This is a genomic window from Streptomyces sp. NPDC126499, from assembly GCF_040302485.1.
Taxonomy (GTDB): Bacteria; Actinomycetota; Actinomycetes; order Streptomycetales; family Streptomycetaceae; genus Streptomyces.
The window spans coordinates 244,913-262,421 of sequence record NZ_JBEOUO010000004.1 but is presented as its reverse complement, the minus strand read 5'-3'; the positions used below and the strand labels follow the sequence as shown (position 1 = coordinate 262,421).

The window sequence follows — 17,509 nt, the reverse complement described above, 5'->3', positions numbered from 1 at the left end:
ACGGGGGGACGATCGGGGCCGGTTTCCCAAGGATGCGTCAGAAGACGGACTCGGCCTCGCGCATCCGCTCCGTGGGGACGGTCTTGAGCTGGGTGACGGCCTCGGCCAGCGGGACCATCCGGATGTCGGTGCCGCGCAGCGCGGTCATGTTGCCGAACTCGCCGCGGTGCACGGCCTCCACCGCGTGCCAGCCGAAGCGGGTGGCGAGCACCCTGTCGTACGCGGTCGGCGTGCCGCCGCGCTGGACGTGGCCGAGGATGACGGGCCGGGCCTCCTTGCCGAGGCGCTTCTCCAGCTCGTGGGCGAGGGCGGTGCCGATGCCCTGGAAGCGTTCGTGGCCGAACTGGTCGATGGCGCCCTTGCCGTAGTCCATGGTGCCGTCGGCGGGGTGGGCGCCCTCGGCGACGCAGATGACGGCGAACTTCTTGCCGCGGGCGAAGCGCTCCTCGACCATCTTGACCAGGTCGGCCGGGTCGAAGGGGCGCTCGGGCAGGCAGATGCCGTGGGCGCCGCCGGCCATGCCGGACTCCAGGGCGATCCAGCCGGCGTGCCGGCCCATCACCTCGACGACCATGACGCGCTGGTGGGACTCGGCGGTGGTCTTGAGCCGGTCCATGGCCTCGGTGGCGACGCCGACGGCGGTGTCGAAGCCGAAGGTGCGGTCGGTGGAGGAGATGTCGTTGTCGATGGTCTTGGGGACGCCGACGACGGGCACGCCCACCTCGGACAGCATCCGGGCGGCGGTGAGGGTGCCCTCGCCGCCGATCGGGACGAGCGCGTCGAAGCCGCTCTTCTCGATCAGTTCCTTGGCGTTGTCGCAGGCGGCGCGGAAGCGGTCGCGCTCCAGGCGGGAGGAGCCGAGGATGGTGCCGCCGCGGGCGAGGATGCCGCTGACGGCGTTGAGGTCGAGGGGGCGGTAGCGTCCGTCGAGCAGGCCCGCGTAGCCGTCCTCGAAGCCGATGACCTCGTCGCCGTAGTGGGTCACGGCCCGGTGCACGATCGACCGGATCACCGCGTTCAGGCCGGGACAGTCGCCGCCCGCTGTCAGAACTCCGATGCGCATCGTGCCGTGTCTCCTGCTCGGTAGTGGTACGTGTGAGCCGCGTCGATTCTCACACGGTCTTCCGGTGCGGGCGCGCTCCCCGCCGCCCCGCGCGTCCGGCGTCCCGGGGCCCGGCGGGGCCCTGGGGCCGGGGATCCGGGCCCTTCGTCCAGCGGGCGTCGTATCGATCTGCGGGGGTATTGTCAAGAGGGCATTGCCACTCTATCGGGGTTTTTTGAACACACTCGATTGACGCCCGAGGCGGCACCTGCTGACACCTGAACGACTTCGAAGGACACAGGAGACCACGGCGTGACGCGCAGCGTGTACGTGACCGGGATCGACCGCGGAGACGGCCGCCAGGTCGTCGAGCTGGGAGTCATGGAGCTCCTGACCCGCCAGGTGGACCGGGTGGGGGTGTTCCGCCCGCTGGTGCACGACGGCCCCGATCGCCTGTTCGACCTGCTGCGGAGCCGTTACCGGCTCACCCAGGACGCCTCCACCGTGTACGGCATGGACTACCACGAGGCCTCCTCGCTCCAGGCCGAGCGAGGCACCGACGAGCTGGTGTCCCGGCTGGTGGACCGCTTCCACGCGGTGGCCCGCGACTACGAGGTCGTCCTCGTCCTCGGCACCGACTTCGCCGCCACCCAGCTGCCCGACGAGCTCGCGCTCAACGCCCGGCTCGCCAACGAGTTCGGCGCCTCGGTGATCCCGGTGGTCGGCGGCAAGGGCCAGCCCGCCGAGTCCGTACGGGCCGAGGCCCGCAACGCCTTCCGCGCCTACGACGGCCTCGGCTGCGACGTGCTCGCGATGGTGGTCAACCGGGTCGCGGCCGAGGACCGGGCTCCGATCGCCGAGCGCCTTTCGGCCCGGCTGCCCGTGCCCTGCTACGTGCTGCCCGACGATCCGAGCCTCGCGGCGCCGACCGTCGCCCAGATCACCCACGCGCTCGGCGCGACCGTCGTCCTCGGCGACGACGCCGGTCTGGCCCGGGACGCCCTCGATTTCGTCTTCGGCGGCGCGATGCTGCCGAACTTCCTCAACGCGCTGACCCCGGGCTGTCTGGTGGTCACCCCCGGGGACCGGGCCGACCTGGTCGTCGGCGCGCTCGCCGCGCACTCGGCCGGCACCCCGCCGATCGCCGGCGTGCTGCTGACGCTCAACGAGCGGCCCAGCGACGAGATCCTCACGCTGGCCGCCCGTCTCGCGCCGGGCACGCCGGTGATCTCCGTCCCCGGCAACAGCTTCCCCACCGCCGCCGAGCTCTTCGCCCTCGAAGGCAAGCTGAACGCGGCCACCCCGCGCAAGGCGGAGACCGCCCTCGGCCTGTTCGAGCGGCACGTCGACACCGCCGACCTGCTCCGGCGGCTCTCCGTCGCCCGCAGCGGCCGGGTCACCCCGATGATGTTCGAGCACGAGCTGCTCGAACAGGCCCGCGCCGACCGCCGCCGGGTGGTCCTGCCGGAGGGTACCGAGGAGCGGGTGCTGCGCGCCGCCGACGTGCTGATCCGCCGGGACGTCTGCGACCTGACCCTGCTCGGCGACGTCGAGGCCATCCGCAAGAAGGCCGCCGACCTGAGCGTGGACCTGCGCGACACCCAGCTGATCGACCCGCAGACCTCGCAGCTGCGGGACGCGTTCGCCGAGAAGTACGCGGCACTGCGCACCCACAAGGGCGTCACCGTGGAGCTGGCGTACGACGTGGTGTCGGACGTGAACTACTTCGGCACCCTGATGGTGCAGGAGGGCCTGGCCGACGGCATGGTCTCCGGCTCGGTGCACTCCACGGCGGCGACCATCCGGCCCGCCTTCGAGATCATCAAGACCAAGCCGGACGCGCGGATCGTCTCCTCGGTCTTCTTCATGTGCCTGGCCGACAAGGTGCTGGTGTACGGCGACTGCGCGGTCAACCCGGACCCGAACGCCGAGCAGCTCGCCGACATCGCCGTCCAGTCGGCGGCGACCGCCGCCCGCTTCGGCGTCGAGCCGAGGATCGCGATGCTCTCGTACTCCACCGGCACCTCCGGCTCCGGCGCGGACGTCGACAAGGTGCGCGAGGCGACCAAGCTGGTCCGCGAGAGCCGGCCGGAGCTGAAGATCGAGGGTCCGATCCAGTACGACGCGGCCGTCGAGCCCTCCGTCGCGGCGACCAAGCTGCCCGGCTCGGAGGTCGCGGGCCAGGCGAGCGTGCTGATCTTCCCGGACCTCAACACCGGCAACAACACCTACAAGGCCGTGCAGCGCTCGGCCGGCGCGGTCGCCGTCGGCCCGGTGCTGCAGGGTCTGCGCAAGCCCGTGAACGACCTCTCGCGCGGCGCGCTCGTCAGCGACATCGTCAACACCGTCGCCATCACGGCGATCCAGTCCCAGAACCCCGACCGGTCCCACGCCCCCGACCGGTCCCAGAACCCCGCCCAGGGCCAGGAGCTCCCCGCATGACCGCCCCCACCCCCTCCCCCACCCGTGTCCTCGTCCTCAACTCCGGCTCCTCGTCGGTGAAGTACCAGCTGCTCGACATGGCGGACGGCAGCCGGCTCGCGGTCGGCCTGGTCGAGCGGATCGGCGAGGAGGGTTCCCGCCTGGTCCACACCCCGCTGCGCGGGGACGGCGCCAGGCGCGAGCGCAGCGGCGCCGTCGCCGACCACGCGGCGGCCCTGAAGGCGGTCGCCGAGGAGCTGGCGGCCGACGGGCTCGGCCTCGACTCCCCCGAGCTGGCGGCGATCGGCCACCGGGTGGTGCACGGCGGGCTGAGGTTCACCGCGCCGACCGTCATCGACGAGGAGGTGCTCGCCGAGATCGAACGCCTCGTGCCGGTGGCGCCGCTGCACAACCCGGCGAACATCGTCGGCATCCGTACGGCGATGACGCTGCGCCCCGACCTGCCGCAGGTGGCGGTCTTCGACACCGCCTTCCACACCACGATGCCGGAGGCGGCGGCACGCTACGCGATCGACGTGGACACGGCCGACGCGTACCGGATCCGCCGCTACGGCTTCCACGGCACCTCCCACGCGTACGTGTCCCGGGAGACGGCGCGGCTGCTCGGGAAGGCCCCGGAGGAGGTGAACGTGATCGTGCTGCACCTCGGCAACGGGGCCTCCGCGTCGGCGGTGGCGGGCGGCCGGTGCGTGGACACCTCGATGGGGCTGACCCCGCTGGAAGGCCTGGTCATGGGCACCCGCTCGGGCGACGTCGACCCGGCGGTGACCTTCCACCTCATGCGGGTGGCGGGGATGACGGCCGACGAGATCGACACCCTGCTCAACAAGCGGTCCGGTCTGGTGGGGCTGTGCGGCGACAACGACATGCGGGAGATCCGGCGCCGGATCGACGAGGGCGACCAGCGGGCCGCGCTGGCCTTCGACGTCTACATCCACCGGCTGAAGAAGTACATCGGGGCGTACTACGCGGTGCTCGGCCGGGTGGACGCGGTGGTGTTCACGGCGGGGGTGGGTGAGAACGCGGCCCCGGTGCGGGAAGCTGCGGTCGCGGGCCTGGAGGAGCTGGGCCTGGCGGTGGACGCCGATCTGAACGCCGTGCGGTCCGACGAGGCCCGGATCATCTCGCCGGAGTACGCGCGGGTGGCGGTGGCCGTCGTCCCGACCGACGAGGAGCTGGAGATCGCCCGGCAGACCTTCGCTCTGGTGCACGATCCGGCACAGGAGAAGTGAACGCCTGAGCGGGGTCCCGCCCATTTGTACTTTCCGCCAGACGGAATATTCCGCAGTGAAACAAACCGATAGGATCCGCCTCATGCGCCGTTCCAAAATCGTCTGCACGCTGGGCCCCGCCGTCGACTCGTATGAGCAGCTGAAGGCTCTCATCGAGGCCGGCATGAACGTGGCCCGATTCAACATGAGCCACGGGACCCAGGCAGAGCACCAGGAGCGGTACGACCGTCTCCGCAGGGCGGTGGCGGACACCGGCCGCGCCGTGGGCGTGCTCGCCGATCTCCAGGGCCCCAAGATCCGTCTGGAGACCTTCGCGGAGGGCCCGGTCGAGCTGGTGCGCGGTGACGAGTTCACCATCACCACCGAGGACGTCCCCGGCGACAAGTCCATCTGCGGCACCACGTACAAGGGCCTGCCCGGCGACGTCTCCAAGGGCGACCAGGTCCTCATCAACGACGGCAACGTCGAGCTGCGCGTCGTCGAGGTCGAGGGCCCGCGGGTCAAGACGATCGTCGTCGAGGGCGGTGTCATCTCCGACCACAAGGGCATCAACCTGCCCGGCGCGGCGGTCAACGTCCCGGCCCTGTCCGAGAAGGACGTGGAGGACCTCCGTTTCGCGCTGCGCATGGGCTGCGACATGGTCGCGCTCTCCTTCGTCCGCAACGCCGACGACGTCAAGGACGTCCACAAGGTGATGGACGAGGAGGGCCGCCGGGTCCCGGTCATCGCCAAGGTGGAGAAGCCGCAGGCGGTCGACAACATGGAGGACGTCGTCGCGGCCTTCGACGCGGTCATGGTGGCCCGTGGCGACCTCGCCGTGGAGTACCCGCTGGAGAAGGTCCCGATGGTGCAGAAGCGCCTCGTGGAGATGTGCCGGCGCAACGCCAAGCCGGTCATCGTCGCCACCCAGATGATGGAGTCGATGATCACCAACTCCCGGCCCACCCGCGCCGAGGCGAGCGACGTCGCCAACGCGATCCTGGACGGCGCGGACGCGGTCATGCTGTCGGCGGAGTCCAGCGTCGGCGCCTACCCGATCGAGACCGTCAAGACGATGTCGAAGATCGTCGCCGCGGCCGAGGAGGAGCTGCTCTCCAAGGGCCTGCAGCCGCTGGTCCCCGGCAAGAAGCCGCGGACGCAGGGCGGTTCCGTCGCCCGCGCGGCCTGCGAGATCGCCGACTTCCTGAACGGCAAGGCGCTCATCGCCTTCACCCAGTCCGGCGACACGGCCCGCCGGCTCTCGCGCTACCGCGCGCAGCAGCCGATCCTCGCCTTCACGACGGACGAGTCGACCCGCAACCAGCTCACCCTGAGCTGGGGCGTGGAGTCCTTCCTCGTCCCGTTCGTGGAGACCACCGACGCCATGGTCGACCTGGTCGACGCCGAGCTGCTGAAGCTCCAGCGCTACAACGCCGGCGACATCATGGTGATCACGGCCGGCTCGCCCCCCGGCGTGCCGGGCACCACCAACATGGTCCGGGTGCACCACCTCGGCGGCGCCCAGCGCGACTGAGCGCCCCGCCCCGCGACACGACGGCGAAGCCCCCGTCCCTCCTCGGAGGGGCGGGGGCTTTTCGCGCGTGCGGCTCCCGGAGTGGTACGCCGGTCAGTTCGGCTCGACGGTGTTGCGCAGGCCCGGGACCTTGAGCGTGCCGCCGAACTGGCCGGCCTGCTTCACCGTGGCGTCGGAGAAGAAGGCGAAGGGCACGTTCAGCGGCGGCGGGGTCTCGGGGCTGAAGGTGACCGGGATGAGGCCGAAGAGGTTGCCCTTCAGCTGCTCCGTGTACATGGTCACCGTGCCGCCGCGCATGGTCGAGGTCGAGCCCTTGTCGGAGCGGACGTGTCCGGTCAGGCCGTCGGAGTGGACGGTCAGCTGGTGCAGGTCCTTGATGTCGATCTCGTCCGCGGTGAACTTCAGGACCTTCTTGATCTTCCCGCTGGCGGTCTTCACCTCGACGATGCCCTTGTAGTCCAGGCCGCGCAGGGTGAGCATCGTGGTCCGCAGGGTCCACGCCTCGTCCGGCAGGAGCGGCATGCCGGTCTCCAGCTCGGCCGCGGCGAGCGCCTCGGGGTCCGGCTCGGGACACGGGAAGCGCGGCTTGGCGCCCTCGGGGATGTCCTCGTCCTTCTTGGCGTCGAGGCCCTTGGCGGAGTCGGGCAGCTCCTCGGTCGTGGCACCGGCCTTGTCCGCGGCGTCCTTGATGGCCGCCTTGGTGCGCTCGGCGGCCTTGTCGACCGGGGCGGTGCTCTTCGTCGCCGTCGGCTTGGGGGCGGCGGGCGCGCCGGACTGGGTGGCGGTGGGCGCGCCGGGCCGGGTGGCGGTGGGCGTGGGCGCCGGGGCCGTCGTCTTGTCCGGTCCGTCGAAGAGGTCCTTGAGGGCGTCGCCGATGCCCAGCGGGTCGAGCGGGTTGACCGACGGGGTGGCCGTCGGGGTCGGCGAGGGGGCCGTGCCGGGCGCCTTGGGCGCCTGGGATCCCTGGGGCGCCTGGGGCGCGGCCGTGGCGCCGGTCGTCGCGGTCGGCTTCGGCTCGGTGGTGGCCGAGGTCTCCGGGGCCGGCGTGCCGGTGGCGGTCGCGCTCGCCGTCGGCTCGGGAGTCTGCGTCCGCGCCGGCTTCTTCGTCTCCTCGGCCGTCGGTTCGTCCGAGCGGGTCACGCACGGGCCGGGGGCGAAGGGGATGTCCTTGTTGTCGTCGGCGAGGGCGAGCCGGGGTGCCAGGCCCATGCCCACGATCACCGCGGTGGGCATGGCCGCGAGGGCCATCGCCTTGCCGGCCGGGACGTGGAGCTTGTTCAGGAGGGACTTGCGGGGGGCCGCGTGGCGCCCTCTCGCCGTCCCGGCCGACTGTGTTTCGTCACCCCGCACTGTTCCTCCCGCCGTTGACGTGGATCGTCGTCTCGGCCACCGGCGCCTCGGAACCCTGCTGCGGGATCACCGGCTGCGTCGTGCCGTCGTGCATGTGCGCGTGCTCGTGCCCGGCCGGGGCGGTCTCGGTCCCGTCCGCGGCCTGCCCGGTGCTCTGCCCGGCGTGCGCCGCGGTGCCCGGCTCGGTCCCGGTGTCCTCCGCGGCCGGTTCGGCCGGTGCCCACGAGGCGGACATGCCGCCGCCGACGAGGGCGAAGAGGAAGCCGACGACCAGGCCGCCGAAGTTCGACACGGGGATGGAGATGAGCCCGAGCACGATCGCCGCGACGCCCGCGAAGACCCGGACGACGGGCTGGAACCACATCGTCAGTCCGAGCGTGATGAGCAGGACACCGATGATCAGCGCACCGGCGCCGGCCGTCGTCGCCATGGCGAGCGTGACGTTGCCGAGCCGCATGTCCCCGTACGGGAGGTAGGCGATCGGAATGCCACCGATGATGGTGAACAGGCCCGCCCAGAAGGGCCGGGTCTGCCGCCAGACACGGAACCGGTTCTCCTGGGGGACTCCGCTGGAAGCAGTGGACTCGGCGCTCATGGAAACAGCTCCCTGAAAGCGGTGTTGCTGAGAAAGAAGATGAAGAAGGGCACTCGCCGGAGCGGGTGGGGGCCGCGCACGACGGCACCCCACCCTGGGGCTTCAGTCCTGGACGGACCTCGGCCTCAGAAGCACTCGACCTTGTCGCCCTTGCCCCGGTGGAGGGACAGGTTGAGGTCGGGCAGCTTGAAGGTGCCGGCGGTGGTCGCCCACGCCTTCTGCTCGACGTTCGAGAGCTTCGCGACCTCGGCCCGCTGGCCGAAGCCGTACGGGTTGGCCTTGGTGTTGGGCTGGATGCCGGGCTTGCCCGGCGCCTTGGCCAGGTTGCCGGCGGCGACGCCGATGTCGATGTTGGTGAACTCGGCGTCGGTCTTCAGCGAGGAGACATCCAGGTAGATGTTCTTCGCGTAGACCTTGTCCTTGCCCGTGCCGGCCGTCAGCTGCAGCGTCACGTCACCGACGAACGGAACGTGCGGCGTCACGACGGACTGGCACATGTTGCTGATCCAGGCCTCGGAGAAGCCGGACACCGCGACCGGGGCGGCGAAGTCCTTGCCCTCCAGGTCCTTGCCGACGTTGACGCTGCCGTACTGGACGAAGTCGTTACCGACGAGGCTGTCGGTCTTCACCTTGAATTCCTGGCCGGAGATGCTGAAGGACGCGGCGAGCGCGCCCTGGGCCAGGCCGACACCGATCGCGGCCGTCGCGGCCACGCTCGGCACCATGACGACGGCGAACCGCTTCCATCTGGTCCCGCCACGAACCTGGGACTTCATGAGAATCCTCCTTCTCGGACGTACATCTCCGGATGGGCCCAGGGGCCCGTCCTGGGATGGGAGAAGTGCTACGTCCTCGGGAAGGAGAGCGCCGAAGGCTCAGGCGGCACGATGCGCGTCCGAATCACCGGCGATCACCCCCGAGCGACAACCACTGGCCACGCCGTGTGCGCAACCGGATTGGACAGGCCCTGCCCGTCGGAGCAGGAACCCCCCTGTCCACGACCGGCGGCACTGCCGCCGGCCCGCTCGGTGGGGACCCGCCGCCGCACCGCCGGCGGGCTGCCGGGCTGGTGCGGTGTCGGACCGAGCGTCGCCGATCGTGGTCCATTCCCGGCGCCCGCACAAGGGGGTTCGTTACTCGCTAGTAACGGCCTGATAACCCCGGCACGACGGGCTGCCGCCGGTTGACGACACAGGGTGCCGCCACCTGATGCGACAAAGGATGATGAGGTCGGAGAAATCCGGACGGAAATCCAGGTTCGACTTACTGCAAGTAACAGCGGCCGCGATTACCAAGTTTTGGTAAAGCGCGGCCGCCGAATGTCGCTGTGTCGCCAAATCGTCCCCGTACGGGCGGGGCGATCGGTCAGTACAGGGCCCTCGCCAGGGCCTGCCGGGCGGTCGTCACCCGCGGGTCCTCGGGGCCGATGACCTCGAACAGCTCCAGGAGCCGCAGCCGCGCCGCGTCCCGGTCCTCGCCCGCCGTACGGCGCACGGTGTCCACGAGCCGCCCGAAGGCGTCCTGCACGTGACCGCCCACCAGGTCCAGGTCGGCGGCGGCGATCTGCGCGGTGACGTCGGCCGGGTCGTCGGCGGCCTTCTTGCGCACCTCGGCCGGGTCCACGGACTGCACCCGCTGGAGCAGCTCGGCCTGGGCGAGCCCGAGCTTCGCCTCCGGGTGCCCGGGGTCGTCCGCGAGCACGTTCTTGTACGCCTGGACGGCACCGGCGAGGTCGCCCGCGTCGAGCGCGGACATGGCCGCCTCCAGGAGCGCGTCGTACGGACCGGCCGGCACGGAGGCCGCGGCGTGCGGATCGGCGTCGGCGTCCACCGGGATGCCGGTGAGACCGAAGCGCTCCTCGGCGACCTGGACCAGCTGGTCGAGGGTCTGGCGGACCTGGGCCTCGGGAGCGGCACCCTGGAAGAGCGGCAGCGCCTGGCCGGCGACCACCGCGAAAACGGCCGGAATTCCCTGGATGCCGAACTGCTGCATCAGCATCTGGTTGGCGTCGACGTCGACCTTGGCGAGCAGGAAGCGGCCGTTGTACTCGACGGCGAGCCGCTCCAGAAGGGGGCCGAGCTGCTTGCAGGGCTGACACCACTCGGCCCAGAAGTCGATGACGACCGGAACCTCGGCGGAACGCTGGAGCACATCGCGCTCGAAGCCCGCCTCGTCGACGTCGATCACCAGGGCGGAGGGGGCCACGGCCGCCGTCCCGCCCTGCCGGGCCGCCTGGGCGCGCGCCTGCTCCGCCTTCGCCTTGGCCTCGCCGGCCGCCTTCACCGCGGCGAGGTCGACGACGCCGCTCATGGACATGTTTCGGGGCTGCATGGCTACATCCTCCCCCTTCCGCGCGCGTAACCGGTAAGCGATGGCCGAACCGTGCCGCCCGCGGGCGGGACGACACGCTCTGCTGTTCGTACGCGCCGGGTCCCCACCCGGCGCACGTGGTTGTCGCGAGGGCCCGTCGCGGGCTTTCGCTACGAGCCGTAGCGTAATCCTCCCGCAGCGGTCTCGGGGAGACCCGTGCCGTGAACTGCCTCACACGACCGGCCCCTGGCGCAATACCTACCGGCGGGTATGGTCGACCTCCATGTGCAGCCGCCCCCGCTCCCGCACCCGACCCGGACGCCCCCGTTCCGCCGAGGCCGACACGGCCATCCTGGAGGCGACCCGGGCGGCCCTGGTGGAGCTGGGCTGGTCGAGGCTGACCATGGGCGACGTGGCGACCCGGGCCGGCGTCGCCAAGACCACCCTCTACCGGCGCTGGAACAACAAGAACGAGCTCGTCGTCGACGCCGTCGCCGTCCTCTTCGATCAACTCCGGCTGCCCGACCTGGGTTCCCTCGAAGCCGACATCGAGGACGTCGTCCTGCAGTTCGCGGCCCTCCTGGAACGCCCCGAGACCAAGACCGCCCTGATGGCGGTCGTCGCCGAGTCCACCCGCGACGAGCCGCTGCGCGCCCGCATCCGCGCCTCGATCGTGGACCGCCAGAAGCGTCTGGTCCTGGAAGGTCGCCAGCGCGCCCAGGAGCGCGGCGAACTCCCCCACGAGCGCGACCCGGCGACCGTCGAGGCCGTCGACGACCTGATCTTCGACGTGGTCGCGGGCGCGGTGGTGCACCGGGCGCTGGTGAGCGCCGAGCCGGTGGACCACGCGTGGGCGCGGCGGCTCACGGCCCTGATGCTCGGCGGCCTGACGGCGGCGGCGGAGCTGTAGGGACGGGAGCGGAGCTGGAGACACGGGGGGCGGAGCCTGAGACACGGAGGCGCCCCCGGGACGACCCGGAAGGTCGTGCGGGGGCGCCGGAGCGTGAGCCGTACGGGCCGGCGAGAGGCCCCGGCCGCAGGCGGTCCTAGAAGCCCGGGGGCTCCGTGTAGACGCCCCACTCGTCGCGGAGCACGCCGCAGATCTCGCCGAGCGTGGCCTCCGCCCGTACGGCGTCCAGCATCGGGCCGATCATGTTGGAGCCGTCCCGGGCCGCCGCCAGCATGGCGTCCAGGCAGGACTTCACCTGCGCCTCGTCCCGGCGGCCCTTGCGCTCGCCGAGCACCCGGACCTGCTCCCGCTCGACCTCGTGGCTGACCCGCAGGATCTCCAGGTCGCCGGTGACCGAGCCGTGGTGCACGTTGACGCCGACGACCCGCTTGTCGCCCTTCTCCAGGGCCTGCTGGTAGCGGAAGGCGGACTCGGCGATCTCGCCGGTGAACCAGCCGTCCTCGATGCCGCGCAGGATGCCGGAGGTGATCGGACCGATCGGGTGCCGGCCGTCCGGGTGGGCGCGCAGTCCGCGCTCCTTGATCTGGTCGAAGATCTTCTCGGCGTCGGCCTCGATCCGGTCGGTGAGCTGCTCGACGTACCAGGAGCCGCCCAGCGGGTCGGCCACGTTGGCGACGCCGGTCTCCTCCATGAGGACCTGCTGGGTGCGCAGGGCGATCTCGGCGGCCTGCTCGCTGGGGAGCGCGAGGGTCTCGTCGAGGGCGTTGGTGTGCAGCGAGTTGGTGCCGCCGAGGACGGCCGCGAGGGCCTCGACCGCGGTGCGTACGACGTTGTTGTACGGCTGCTGGGCGGTGAGCGAGACACCGGCGGTCTGGGTGTGGAAGCGGAGCCACTGCGCCTTGTCGGTCCGGGCGCCGTAGACCTCCTTCATCCAGCGGGCCCAGATCCGGCGGGCCGCGCGGAACTTGGCGATCTCCTCGAAGAAGTCGACGTGGGCGTCGAAGAAGAAGGACAGGCCGGGCGCGAAGACGTCCACGTCGAGACCGCGGGACAGGCCGAGCTCCACGTAGCCGAAGCCGTCGGCGAGGGTGTACGCGAGCTCCTGCGCGGCCGTCGCGCCGGCCTCGCGGATGTGGTAGCCGGAGACCGAGAGCGGCTTGTACGCGGGGATCTTCGCCGCGCAGTGCTCCATCAGGTCACCGATCAGGCGCAGGTGCGGCTCCGGCTGGAAGAGCCACTCCTTCTGCGCGATGTACTCCTTGAAGATGTCGGTCTGCAGCGTGCCGTTGAGCACGGCCGGGTCGACGCCCTGGCGCTCGGCGGCGACCAGGTACATGCAGAAGACCGGGACGGCGGGGCCGGAGATCGTCATCGAGGTGGTGACGTCGCCGAGCGGGATGTCCTTGAAGAGGACCTCCATGTCGGCGGCGGAGTCGATGGCGACGCCGCAGTGGCCCACCTCGCCGAGCGAGCGGGGGTCGTCGGAGTCGCGGCCCATCAGGGTCGGCATGTCGAAGGCGACCGAGAGCCCGCCGCCGCCGGCGGCGAGGATCATCTTGTAGCGCTCGTTGGTCTGCTCGGCGTTGCCGAAGCCGGCGAACTGGCGGATGGTCCAGGTCCGGCCGCGGTAGCCGGTCGGGTGCAGGCCGCGGGTGAAGGGATACTCACCGGGCCAGCCGATCCGCTCGAACCCCTCGTAGGTGTCCCCGGGCCGGGGCCCGTAGACCGGGTCGACCGGGTCCCCGGAGAGCGTGGTGAAGTCGGCGTCGCGCTTGCGGGCCTTGTCGTAACGGGCCTGCCAGCGACGGCGGCCTTCCTCGATGGCGTCAGCGTCCATACCTTCGAATTTACTAGGACGTCCTAGTAAATGTCGATGGCAAACCCCCGCACATCTGTGCGGGGGTGGTCCCGGCGGGCCGGGTCAGGCCTTGGCGGGAGCCGGCTGCGCGCCGCTGACCAGCGGAAGCGTCTCGCGGGTGACCTTGCGCTCCACGAAGAAGGCGACGAAGGGAATCGTGCCGCTCAGCAGGATCCACAGGAGCTTGCCGAAGGGCCACTTCGCCTTGGAGCCCAGGTCGAAGGCGAAGATCAGGTAGATGATGTAGAGGACGCCGTGGGTCTGGGAGACCGCGAAGGTCAGGTCCTCGCCGGTGTCGAAGCCGTACTTGGCGACCATGCACGCGCAGAGGATCAGGAGCATGACGGCGGTCACGTACGCCATGACGCGGTAGCGGGTCAGCACGCTGGATTTCATGCCGTCGAGCGTAACGGCACGTTCCGGGAGATCTTCCGGCGGGGCCCTGCCCGCTTCCGGGCCGCTCAGCCCTCCTCGAAGTCGCCCGCCGCCACCCGCAGCGGCCGCAGCATCGCGAAGATCTCCGCGCACTCCTCCGCGTCGTACGCGCCCAGGCCGAAGTCCATCGCCATCAGGTCCCGGGTGGCCGCCTCGACGACCTCGCGGCCCTTCTCGGTGATCGAGGCCAGCGTCCCGCGGCCGTCGTTGGGGTTGGGCCGCTTGTCGACCAGGCCGGACCGCACCAGGCGGTCGACCGTGTTGGTCACCGAGGTGGGGTGGACCATCAGACGCTCGCCGATCTTGGACATGGGCAGCTCGCCGGCCTTGGAGAAGGTCAGCAGCACCAGCGCCTCGTAACGGGCGAAGGTCAGCCCGTACGGCTTGACCACGGCGTCGACCTCGGCCAGCAGGATCTGGTGCGCGCGCATGATCGAGGTGATCGCGGCCATCGAGGGGACCGGCCCCCAGCGCTTCTGCCAGAGTTCGTCGGCGCGGGCGATGGGGTCGAACGGGAGACTGAGCGGCTTCGGCACGCGTCGACCTTACCCACTGGTCATATGGCGGTCAGCCGCGTCTCGCCTTTCGGTCGCCCGCACGTCGAGGGCGAGCGGGAGCGCGCCCCGCGCCGGCGCCGCGGGGGAGCGCACCGGCGGTGTCGGAACCCGGCACCGACTGACCGTTATGCCAGGATGACCCGGGTCTGTCGCGTATCGTCCGCGCGACCTGCCCTGCCGTCCGTAGCCGACCCTGGGGGCCGGATGTCCCGTCGTTCCCTTGCCACCGTCGCGCTCGCCGCCGCGCTGCTGCTCACCGGGTGCGGCGGTAAGGACGCGCCCGGGCCCTCCGCCTCGCCGACCGCGGGGCGCGGCGAGGCGGCGTCGCCGACCGGCGGTTCGCCGTTCTGGGTGGACCCGGACAGCGACGCGGCCCGGCAGGTGAAGGAGTACGAGAAGCAGGGCCGTACGGAGGACGCCCGGATCATGCGGCGGATCGCGGACCGGCCGCTGGCCGTGTGGCCGGCCGGTGACGATCCCGGGCCGGACGTGACCCGGGCGGTGAAGGGCGCCGCGCCCGAGGGGCGGACGGTGGTCCTGGTCGCGTACAACATCCCGCACCGCGACTGCGGCATGTACTCGGCGGGCGGGGCGCGCGACGCCGGGGCCTACCGGGACTGGGTGGACGCCTTCGCCTCCGCCGTCGGGGACGCGCCCGCGATCGTGATCCTGGAGCCGGACGCGGTGCCGCACATCGTGGACGGCTGCACCCCGGCCGGGTACCACGACGAACGCCTTCAGCTGCTGGCCGGGGCGGTCGAGCGGTTCAAGGAGCAGCCGCGCACCCGGGTCTATCTGGACGCCGGCAACCCGGCCTGGATCGACACCCCGGCCAAGCTGGTGGAGCCGCTGCGCCGGGCGGGCGTCGCGAAGGCGGACGGCTTCGCCCTGAACGTGGCCAACTTCCAGACCGACGCCGTGGTGCGCGGCTTCGGCGCGGGCCTGTCCCGGCTGCTCGGCGGCGCCCACTTCACGGTGGACACCAGCCGCAACGGCGCGGGTCCGCTGCCGGGCGACCGGGCGGACGCCTGGTGCAATCCGCCGGGCCGGGCGCTCGGCGTGCCGCCGACCGACCAGACCGGGGACGGGCTGATCGACGCGTTCCTGTGGATCAAGCGGCCCGGCGAGTCGGACGGCACCTGCCGCGGCGGCCCGGCGGCCGGCACCTGGTGGCCGGACTACGCGCTGGGCCTGGCCCGCCGGGCCAAGAACTAGCCGGCCCCCGGGGCCGAGAACGAGCGCCGGCCCGCCGGGCCGAGAACCGACCGGCCCCCGGGCGAGGACAGCCCGGTGCGACGGAGCTACTCCACCTGGATCCACTTCGCCTCGGACGGGACCCCGTCCCGGTCGGTCACGAAGAGCATGTACCAGCCGGGCGGCACCAGGGTCCGGTCGTCGGGGGCCTGGACGGTGACGCTCAGGCCGTCCGCTCCCTTCGTCAGGGCGAGCTCCACGGAGCGCTGTTCGACGTCCGTGGTGTGGGTGACGGCGCTCGGCCGCATCAGCCGGGCCTTGGTGATCCGGGCGGCGTCCTTGGTCCGGAAGGTGGCGCGGCCGTTCTGGTCGAGCTCCTCGGGGCCCTCGCCGAGGACCGGCCGGGTGGCGCCGCCCCGGTGCAGGGCGGGCGGGGTGAAGACCTCGATGCGCTGTTCGAAGGTGCCGAGCCGGGTGTTGTCGGCGTCGTCGAAGAGCGGGTCGGAGCCGAAGGTGGCGACCCGTCCGTCGGGCAGCAGCAGCGCGGCGGAGTGGTAGTTGCGGCCGACGGTGGGGTCGGCGGCGCGGGCGAAGGCGTTGGCCTTCGGGTCGTAGAACTGGGCCTTGAGGATGTCGCTGCCGCCGCGGCCGCGGTAGTCGCGGGAGCCGCCGCTGGTGAAGACGGTGTCGTCGGGCATCAGCACGCTGTTGAGGTAGCGGGTGCCCTGGGGCAGCGCGGGTCCGTCGCTGAAGACGGGGCTGTCCTTGGACAGGTCGATGATCGAGGTGCGGGCGGTGGAGGCGGGCGACTCGCCGACCCCGCCGCCGCCGAGGACCATCACCTTCTGGTTCTGGACGGGCGGCAGGACGAGGGAGGCGGAGGTCTCCAGCTGGTCGGGGTCGGTGAGGCCGCGGAGCTTGGTGAAGGTGTTCGTCTTCAGGTCCCACAGGCCCGGTTCGCGGCCCTTGTCGGCGGGCCCGTAGCCGGCGTTGGAGCCGGTGTAGAGGAGTTTGCCGCCCTTGGTGAGGAAGAGCGCGGGGTAGGTGGGGAAGTAGCGGAAGGGGCCCTTGGACCACTTCTTGGTGACGGGGTCGTAGATCTCGTTGTCGCCGGGGACGACGTCGCCGACGTCGTTGAGCCCGGAGACGGCGAGCACCTTGCCGTCCTGGAGGGTGACGAGGGTGGGGTACCAGCGGGCGTCCTTCATGGGCGAGACGGGGATGTAGCGCTCGGCCTTCGGGTCGAACTCGTAGGCGGCCCTGATGCCCTGGAAGTCCTGCTTCTCGGTGGTGATCTTCTGGGCGAGGCCGTAGACGTTGTCGGCGTCGTCGCCCTTGAGGCCGAGGATCTCGTACTGCGCGGCCTCGGTGGTCAGCGCCTGCGGGCCCTCCTCGCGCGCCTCGACGAAGACCCGGGCCTCGGCGGCGGTGACCTTGGTCTTCCAGGGCTTCATCTGGCCGCTCTTGAAGTACGAGATCTCGAACTCGCGCTTGGCCTTGGGGACGGTGACGTCGGAGGTGGAGACGTACTCGACGCCGGAGGGGGAGCGGAAGACGGTGCCCTTCTTGAGGGTGACGGCCTTGTCGGGGCTCTCGTTCTTGACCCGCATGCCGCCGCCGGCCCGCTTGACCTCGCCGTCGAGGACCTCGTAGCGGGCGGTGCCGCCGGCGACGAGCAGCCGGCCGTCGGCGAGCTGGGTGTGGCCGGAGCAGAAGAAGTCCTCGGGGGTGGGGATCGTCTTGAAGGTGTTCTTCACCGGGTCCCACAGGACGGTGTCGAAGGTGCCGGCGTCGAACTTCTTCTGGTCGTTGCCGGAGCCGGCGATGAGCAGCACCTTGCCGGTGTGCAGCAGGGCGGCGTGGATGGCGTTGACGCGGTACCGCTCGGGGACGTCGACCACGGCCCAGGAGCCGTACCTCTTCTTGTAGCCGGGCTGGGCGATCTTGTACGCGTGGTACTTCTCGGTGGCGAAGGAGACGGCGGCGGGGGCGTTGAGGGCCGCGAGGACGAGGACGGCGCCGCTGCCGAACAGGGTCTTCTTGAACTGCCGGGACGGCCGGTAGGCCATGG

Annotated in this window: 14 protein-coding genes; 5 read left to right on the top strand and 9 right to left on the bottom strand. The window is 71.3% G+C overall.

The features are described 5' to 3' along the window. Window positions 1-37: 37 nt before the first annotated feature. Window positions 38-1,063: a 6-phosphofructokinase gene (locus ABTZ91_RS07930; RefSeq protein WP_352076255.1), complete on the bottom strand. Its 1,026-nt coding sequence runs from the start codon at window positions 1,061-1,063 to the stop codon at window positions 38-40. Window positions 1,064-1,354: 291 nt separating this feature from the next. On the opposite strand from ABTZ91_RS07930, the gene pta reads away from it, so the two are divergent. The 3 genes from pta to pyk all read left to right on the top strand — a co-directional run bounded on the left by pta (window position 1,355) and on the right by pyk (window position 6,229). After that, window positions 1,355-3,484: a phosphate acetyltransferase gene (gene pta / locus ABTZ91_RS07925; RefSeq protein WP_352076254.1), complete on the top strand. Its 2,130-nt coding sequence runs from the start codon at window positions 1,355-1,357 to the stop codon at window positions 3,482-3,484. After that, window positions 3,481-4,716: an acetate kinase gene (locus tag ABTZ91_RS07920; RefSeq protein ID WP_352076253.1), complete on the top strand. Its 1,236-nt coding sequence runs from the start codon at window positions 3,481-3,483 to the stop codon at window positions 4,714-4,716. Before pta ends, ABTZ91_RS07920 begins: the two co-directional genes overlap by 4 nt. An 82-nt stretch (window positions 4,717-4,798) precedes the next feature. Continuing rightward, window positions 4,799-6,229: a pyruvate kinase gene (gene pyk / locus ABTZ91_RS07915; protein ID WP_352076252.1), complete on the top strand. Its 1,431-nt coding sequence runs from the start codon at window positions 4,799-4,801 to the stop codon at window positions 6,227-6,229. Window positions 6,230-6,322: 93 nt separating this feature from the next. On the opposite strand, the gene ABTZ91_RS07910 is transcribed toward pyk, so the two are convergent. The 4 genes from ABTZ91_RS07910 to ABTZ91_RS07895 all read right to left on the bottom strand — a co-directional run bounded on the left by ABTZ91_RS07910 (window position 6,323) and on the right by ABTZ91_RS07895 (window position 10,505). Continuing rightward, on the bottom strand, window positions 6,323-7,579 hold the full coding sequence (locus tag ABTZ91_RS07910; RefSeq protein ID WP_352076251.1) for a hypothetical protein: 1,257 nt from the start codon (window positions 7,577-7,579) through the stop codon (window positions 6,323-6,325). Beyond that, complete coding sequence (locus ABTZ91_RS07905) at window positions 7,569-8,174, bottom strand: DUF6114 domain-containing protein (protein ID WP_352076250.1); 606 nt, start codon at window positions 8,172-8,174, stop codon at window positions 7,569-7,571. The genes ABTZ91_RS07910 and ABTZ91_RS07905 overlap by 11 nt, the downstream gene beginning before the upstream one ends. A gap of 125 nt (window positions 8,175-8,299) precedes the next feature. Further along, window positions 8,300-8,950: a DUF6230 family protein gene (locus ABTZ91_RS07900; RefSeq protein WP_352076249.1), complete on the bottom strand. Its 651-nt coding sequence runs from the start codon at window positions 8,948-8,950 to the stop codon at window positions 8,300-8,302. Window positions 8,951-9,539: 589 nt separating this feature from the next. Continuing rightward, window positions 9,540-10,505, bottom strand: coding sequence for a tetratricopeptide repeat protein (locus tag ABTZ91_RS07895; RefSeq protein ID WP_352076248.1), 966 nt, complete (start codon window positions 10,503-10,505; stop codon window positions 9,540-9,542). 262 nt (window positions 10,506-10,767) lie between these two features. Here ABTZ91_RS07895 and ABTZ91_RS07890 point away from each other — a divergent pair, with 262 nt between their 5' ends. Then, window positions 10,768-11,394, top strand: coding sequence for a TetR/AcrR family transcriptional regulator (locus tag ABTZ91_RS07890; protein ID WP_352076247.1), 627 nt, complete (start codon window positions 10,768-10,770; stop codon window positions 11,392-11,394). Window positions 11,395-11,530: 136 nt separating this feature from the next. Here ABTZ91_RS07890 and ABTZ91_RS07885 read toward each other — a convergent pair whose 3' ends face one another. From ABTZ91_RS07885 to ABTZ91_RS07875, 3 genes are all read right to left on the bottom strand, one after another. After that, window positions 11,531-13,231: a methylmalonyl-CoA mutase family protein gene (locus ABTZ91_RS07885; RefSeq protein WP_352076246.1), complete on the bottom strand. Its 1,701-nt coding sequence runs from the start codon at window positions 13,229-13,231 to the stop codon at window positions 11,531-11,533. Window positions 13,232-13,315: 84 nt separating this feature from the next. Further along, window positions 13,316-13,648, bottom strand: a complete 333-nt coding sequence (locus tag ABTZ91_RS07880; RefSeq protein ID WP_352076245.1) for a DUF3817 domain-containing protein — start codon at window positions 13,646-13,648, stop codon at window positions 13,316-13,318. 65 nt (window positions 13,649-13,713) lie between these two features. Beyond that, window positions 13,714-14,223: a MarR family transcriptional regulator gene (locus ABTZ91_RS07875; protein WP_352076244.1), complete on the bottom strand. Its 510-nt coding sequence runs from the start codon at window positions 14,221-14,223 to the stop codon at window positions 13,714-13,716. A gap of 225 nt (window positions 14,224-14,448) precedes the next feature. Between ABTZ91_RS07875 and ABTZ91_RS07870 the strand changes: the two genes are divergently transcribed. Beyond that, window positions 14,449-15,459 carry a glycoside hydrolase family 6 protein gene (locus tag ABTZ91_RS07870; protein ID WP_352076243.1) on the top strand — a complete coding sequence of 337 codons (1,011 nt, stop codon included), beginning with the start codon at window positions 14,449-14,451 and terminating at the stop codon, window positions 15,457-15,459. Window positions 15,460-15,545: 86 nt separating this feature from the next. Here ABTZ91_RS07870 and ABTZ91_RS07865 read toward each other — a convergent pair whose 3' ends face one another. Next, window positions 15,546-17,507, bottom strand: a complete 1,962-nt coding sequence (locus tag ABTZ91_RS07865) for a kelch motif-containing protein (protein WP_352076242.1) — start codon at window positions 17,505-17,507, stop codon at window positions 15,546-15,548. Window positions 17,508-17,509: the final 2 nt, after the last annotated feature.